This window comes from Alteromonas nitratireducens (assembly GCF_040812025.1).
Classification (GTDB): Bacteria; Pseudomonadota; Gammaproteobacteria; order Enterobacterales; family Alteromonadaceae; genus Alteromonas; species Alteromonas nitratireducens.
This window is the reverse complement of the sequence record NZ_JBFNPK010000036.1, coordinates 1-4,332: the sequence shown is the minus strand read 5'-3', so window position 1 is coordinate 4,332 and position 4,332 is coordinate 1. Positions and strand designations below refer to the sequence as shown.

The 4,332-nt window shown below is 42.3% G+C and carries 5 protein-coding genes; 4 read left to right on the top strand and 1 reads right to left on the bottom strand.

What is annotated here, in order from left to right; genetic code table 11:
- Positions 1-323 precede the first annotated feature (323 nt).
- Positions 324-917: a dienelactone hydrolase family protein gene (locus AB1N33_RS16565; protein ID WP_411272674.1), complete on the bottom strand. Its 594-nt coding sequence runs from the start codon at positions 915-917 to the stop codon at positions 324-326.
- 236 nt (positions 918-1,153) lie between these two features.
- On the opposite strand from AB1N33_RS16565, the gene AB1N33_RS16560 reads away from it, so the two are divergent.
- From AB1N33_RS16560 to AB1N33_RS16545, 4 genes are all read left to right on the top strand, one after another.
- A complete protein-coding gene (locus AB1N33_RS16560; RefSeq protein WP_411272673.1) occupies positions 1,154-2,062 on the top strand; it encodes a LysR substrate-binding domain-containing protein in 909 nt (302 codons plus the stop codon).
- 237 nt (positions 2,063-2,299) lie between these two features.
- Positions 2,300-2,620: a hypothetical protein gene (locus AB1N33_RS16555; protein WP_411272672.1), complete on the top strand. Its 321-nt coding sequence runs from the start codon at positions 2,300-2,302 to the stop codon at positions 2,618-2,620.
- A gap of 30 nt (positions 2,621-2,650) precedes the next feature.
- A complete protein-coding gene (locus AB1N33_RS16550) occupies positions 2,651-3,493 on the top strand; it encodes a PhzF family phenazine biosynthesis protein (RefSeq protein WP_411272671.1) in 843 nt (280 codons plus the stop codon).
- Positions 3,494-3,536: 43 nt separating this feature from the next.
- Entirely contained in the window at positions 3,537-4,229 is a 693-nt protein-coding gene (locus AB1N33_RS16545; protein WP_411272670.1) for an oxidoreductase, read from the top strand.
- Positions 4,230-4,332 lie beyond the last annotated feature (103 nt).

Below are 4,332 nucleotides of genomic sequence, written 5' to 3'. Positions count from 1 at the left end.
TGGCTGCATCATGTTTAAATTCCGGACTGAATGACCGTCTTTGTCTTCTCATTGAACACCTCGTTATTAAGTGTAATGCTACCACTTAAAACGGTGTTCGGGTTTAGTCTGCCACTACAGACCTGTAACTATGAAGTCTTTTACATATGTTGATTGAGGGAAGGTTTACTGGTTAAAACCCGCATTCATTTTTGAATCGCCGCTAGGTCAGTAGACGAAGTATACATGCTTGGAAGTAGGGGGCTAAATTAGGAGAGCCGCTCTCAAGGACAGCAAAGAATCGATAAAACCACAGCAACGTTTGCCTTAGTTTTCTTATTCCTTCAGGTGACTTTACTACTACCCTTTACCGCCTTAGACCTCTGTTCACATATTTTTTTTGCAAGTATTTCCATCCCTTGTTCATAACCGTTGAGGTTAAAGTTTTCTGATTTCTCATTCATGAAACCATGGAAGTAAGGTACTTGCCGAACTGAAACGTTCTTCTTATTTTCAATTTGGTCTATGAGTTGTCTGACTGAAAAGTGCCGCTCTGCTTTAGGAAAAACCATCTGGATTGGAAAGGTTGGTGTAACATCAGTTCGATTCCTAATTTGGGAACCATAAAAGCATATTGCTTCAGAAATATTGGATAAGTCTCGATTTTCGGATAAGTTCCAAATCGCGGATGCGCCAATACTAAAACCAATAAGAAGCAGCTTTTCAGAACATGAGCTCACATACTCTTCAACCAGCTCGCCATAGCACCCCAGACCAACGTTTTCCGTAAAATACGTATATGCCCCCCCTTCACTATCGAAATCCATATGCCGCCCGTTATACGGTTCTAAGATTACGGCATTTTCACTGATAGTTGCTGCAAGCTGCTCAAGTGCCGGTGTCTTACCAAAAATGTCCGTGGCAATTATGATTTTCATTGATGCAGTAGATAATTTTCAATTTAAAAGTAGTCGGAAGCCTTACACAGGCAGCGATTATTATAAATACTTTTATTACTAATCGCCTTGCAGAAAAAATATCTGCTGACCAACTTCCTTCTTGAAACTATCGATCCATTTTATTTGAAATCGTAGTTTGTTATTGATTAAGATATACTTAATCTGTCCCTACTCATTTACAGAGTAACTTAACTAGGCGCTATGAGGAGGTCAATGTGGAAACTCAACCCGATGAAACAAAAGTCGATGAATGGCCGTCAATAATGCTGGATATCGATCTATTGAAAACATTCAATGCAATTGCTGAAACCGGCAGTATGGCAAAGGCTGCGAGGATGGTATTCAGGACGCCTGCCGCGGTAAGCATGCAAATAAAAAAACTGGAAGAGTTGCTAAAGTGTCAGTTGTTATCGAGAAAGTCGAAAGAAACGAAGCTAACGAACGAAGGTGAGACGCTGATCCGTTACTGCAGGCAAATACTGCGCCTTAACGATGAAGCTGTCAGGCATTTTATAAAGCCAAAGCTCACGGGTAAGGTTACGGTTGGTTTGCCCGAGCAATTTGGCAGCTACGAGCTCCCGTTGATCCTTTCTCATTTTGCAAAGACACACCCGTCAGTTCAGGTAGACGTAGTTATGGATCAAAGCTCTATCTTATTGAAAAAGTTCGAAGATGAGATTATCGATATTGCCATGCTCTCAGTAAATATCGATACAAAATCTGAAGCAAGCATGAAACCTGTTCGACTAGAAAAGATTGTATGGGCAGCCTTGGATGGCGGAGAAGCCATTAATAAAGAGCCGCTCCCTTTGGCGTTGGCCGAAAAAGGATGTAACTGGCGCGATCTTGCACTAAAAGCGCTAGATACACAGGGAAGAAAGTATCGCCTGGCCTATTCTAGTGAAAATTGTAATGGCCAATTAGCTGCGGTAAGAGCCGATCTCGCTATTGCTGCCGTGCCAGACACTCTGGTAAAACCACCTTTAAAGAAAGTCCCCGAGTCATTCGGACTGCCTACGATTGGTTACGCACAAACCTCGCTTCTGGTCAGAGAAGAAGCCTCCGATGAGGTAAAAGCGCTTTCTGACTTTATGATGAATATACTCACAACACAGCGCCATTAAAGGACAATAACAAACCTATATCACGGGCACGGCGGCATCAAAGTAGGGACTGCCGTTTTGCCTCAATCCGCCGCTTTATTTGAATAAAACAAATCACGCAAGTTCAATTCTGTTTTCAGACTTACCCCACTCCAGCGATTAAGAATAACTTAACTTTTAATTCAATTTATTTAGATTGTCTTAACCTCTTGTTGCCATCAATAATAATTGCGACTTCAACACAAAAGGAGCAAGAACATGAAATTATTGATTGGAATTATTTTATCTCTCGTGCTGTTTGATGTTAGCGCATCAGGGAGCGAGGGCATTAACGATAATACGTTTTTAACCGATCAACGATACCCTTACAAAACGCTAGTACATCTTTCTGACAAAGTGCTTGTTAAGTATTCGCAAGTGAGCGAGGACTCATTCACCTGTAACGCAAAAATAATAACAGCCGGTGCGTTTTGGGAAACGGATGAGATCCGCGTTGATGCAGAGAATTTCGTGTCAGATGCTTTTGCAGCATGTGTAGAGCGCGAAATTGCAAAAGACATACTTGGACAAATTTTATAATCGTTATTACCTGAGAATTAGGAGTTTATTATGACCAACCTTGCAAGACGATATGCAGGCTTTTCTGTTGAGAATACAGGAGGTAACCCCGCTGGCGTAATGATAGTGAATAATGAATTGAGCGACGCTGAAATGTTGAGTATCGCGAAAAAAATTGGAGACTCTGAAACGGTGTTTGCTGTTCCCAAAGGAGAAAATCGCTTTGCAATAAGATACTTCGCGCCAGAAGCCGAAGTCGATTTTTGTGGTCACGCTACGGTCGCATTGGGAAAAGCAATTAAAGACGACTTTGGCAATGGCCAATACTACCTGGAGTCAAATAAAGGAACTTTAGCGCTTGTTGTTGATGATAGTGGGGAAATTTACTTTAGTTCACCTAAGACAAGCTCAAGAGAGTTGAGTCGCAAAGAATTGGATTTTTTAATAGCTAATAGCAGCATCCAACAAGCTGATATCAGTCAGCACTTGACTCCTTCAATGGTAAATGCCGGTAATAATCACGCACTTATTGTGGTGAATAATGCCGACGCGCTTGCAAACTTTGAATATGACTATGACGCTTTACAGCCATGGATGAGGGAAAACAAGGTTGTTACCTTTGCGGTCGCTGCTGGAGAAAAGAATGGTGATATTCGCGTCAGAAATGCATTTGCATTCGGCGGTGTCTACGAAGATCCTGCTACTGGAGCAGCTGCGGCGGCAATTAGCGGATTCCTCAGAGATAATGGGCTATTTACAGGTGATAACCTGGTCTTTCGTCAAGGTGAAGAAATGGGTCAGGCTTGCCTGTTGAAAACACACTTTTCTGATCAGGCTGGCAGCGAAATTAGGGTCGGTGGTAATGCCTACTTCATTGGCAATGTTGTGCTCTAATTTCCTTTTAAATCCATAACAATAAAAAAGAATGAGTGAAAATATGAGCACATTATTTACACCATTCAAGCTTACTAACGGCACCCTTATCAAGAATCGCATCGTTAAGTCTGCGATGTCCGATAACCTTGGTAACGGTGCCGGAATACCCACGCCAGAACAAATTAGCCTCTATGAACAGTGGGCTAAAGGAGGTGTCGGGGTGTTGATAGTCGGGGAAGTTCAAATCAGCCCCCACTACCCGGAGAGCGCAGGAAATTTAGTTGTTACTAAAGATACTTTCTCACCTGAATTCAGACAGTTAACTGAGACCGTAACTAGCAAAGGTTGCCACATTTGGGCTCAGTTAGGTCATGCTGGGGCACTATCAGACCCAAGCATCAGCTCACCAGCTGGTCCATCTGAAATTCAAAGCGATATGATAAATGCGAGAGAGCTACCTCAATCCTATCTGGAGGAACTTCCGAACTTATATGCTCGGAGTGCACTACGTTGCAAACAGTTGGGATTTTCAGGTGTTCAGATTCATGCAGCTCACGGGTTTTTACTTAGCCAAATACTGTCTCCTTTATTCAACAAACGTAAAGACAAATTTGGTGGCTCAATTCATAACCGTTTTACTCTGATAGAAAATATAATCGAGTCGGTAAGAGATAAGGTCGGCTCCAGGTTCCCTGTCTCATTGAAGTTAAATTGTTCAGACTTCCTTGAGGGTGGATTTGTAAACCTCCCCTAATTAGTTACACCCATAATTAGAGGTTTCGGCCAGTTCATGCTTGGTTAAATATTCCCATGGTGTCAGATCATTCAGCGCATCATGGGGGCGCTCTTCGTTGTAT

Excerpts from the sequence above, each read along its gene's own strand:
- AB1N33_RS16550 (WP_411272671.1), top strand. The coding sequence starts at position 2,651 with ATGACCAACCTTGCAAGACGATATGCAGGCTTTTCTGTTGAGAATACA.
- AB1N33_RS16545 (WP_411272670.1), top strand. The coding sequence starts at position 3,537 with ATGAGCACATTATTTACACCATTCAAGCTTACTAACGGCACCCTTATC.
- AB1N33_RS16555 (WP_411272672.1), top strand. The coding sequence starts at position 2,300 with ATGAAATTATTGATTGGAATTATTTTATCTCTCGTGCTGTTTGATGTT.
- AB1N33_RS16565 (WP_411272674.1), bottom strand. The coding sequence starts at position 917 with ATGAAAATCATAATTGCCACGGACATTTTTGGTAAGACACCGGCACTT.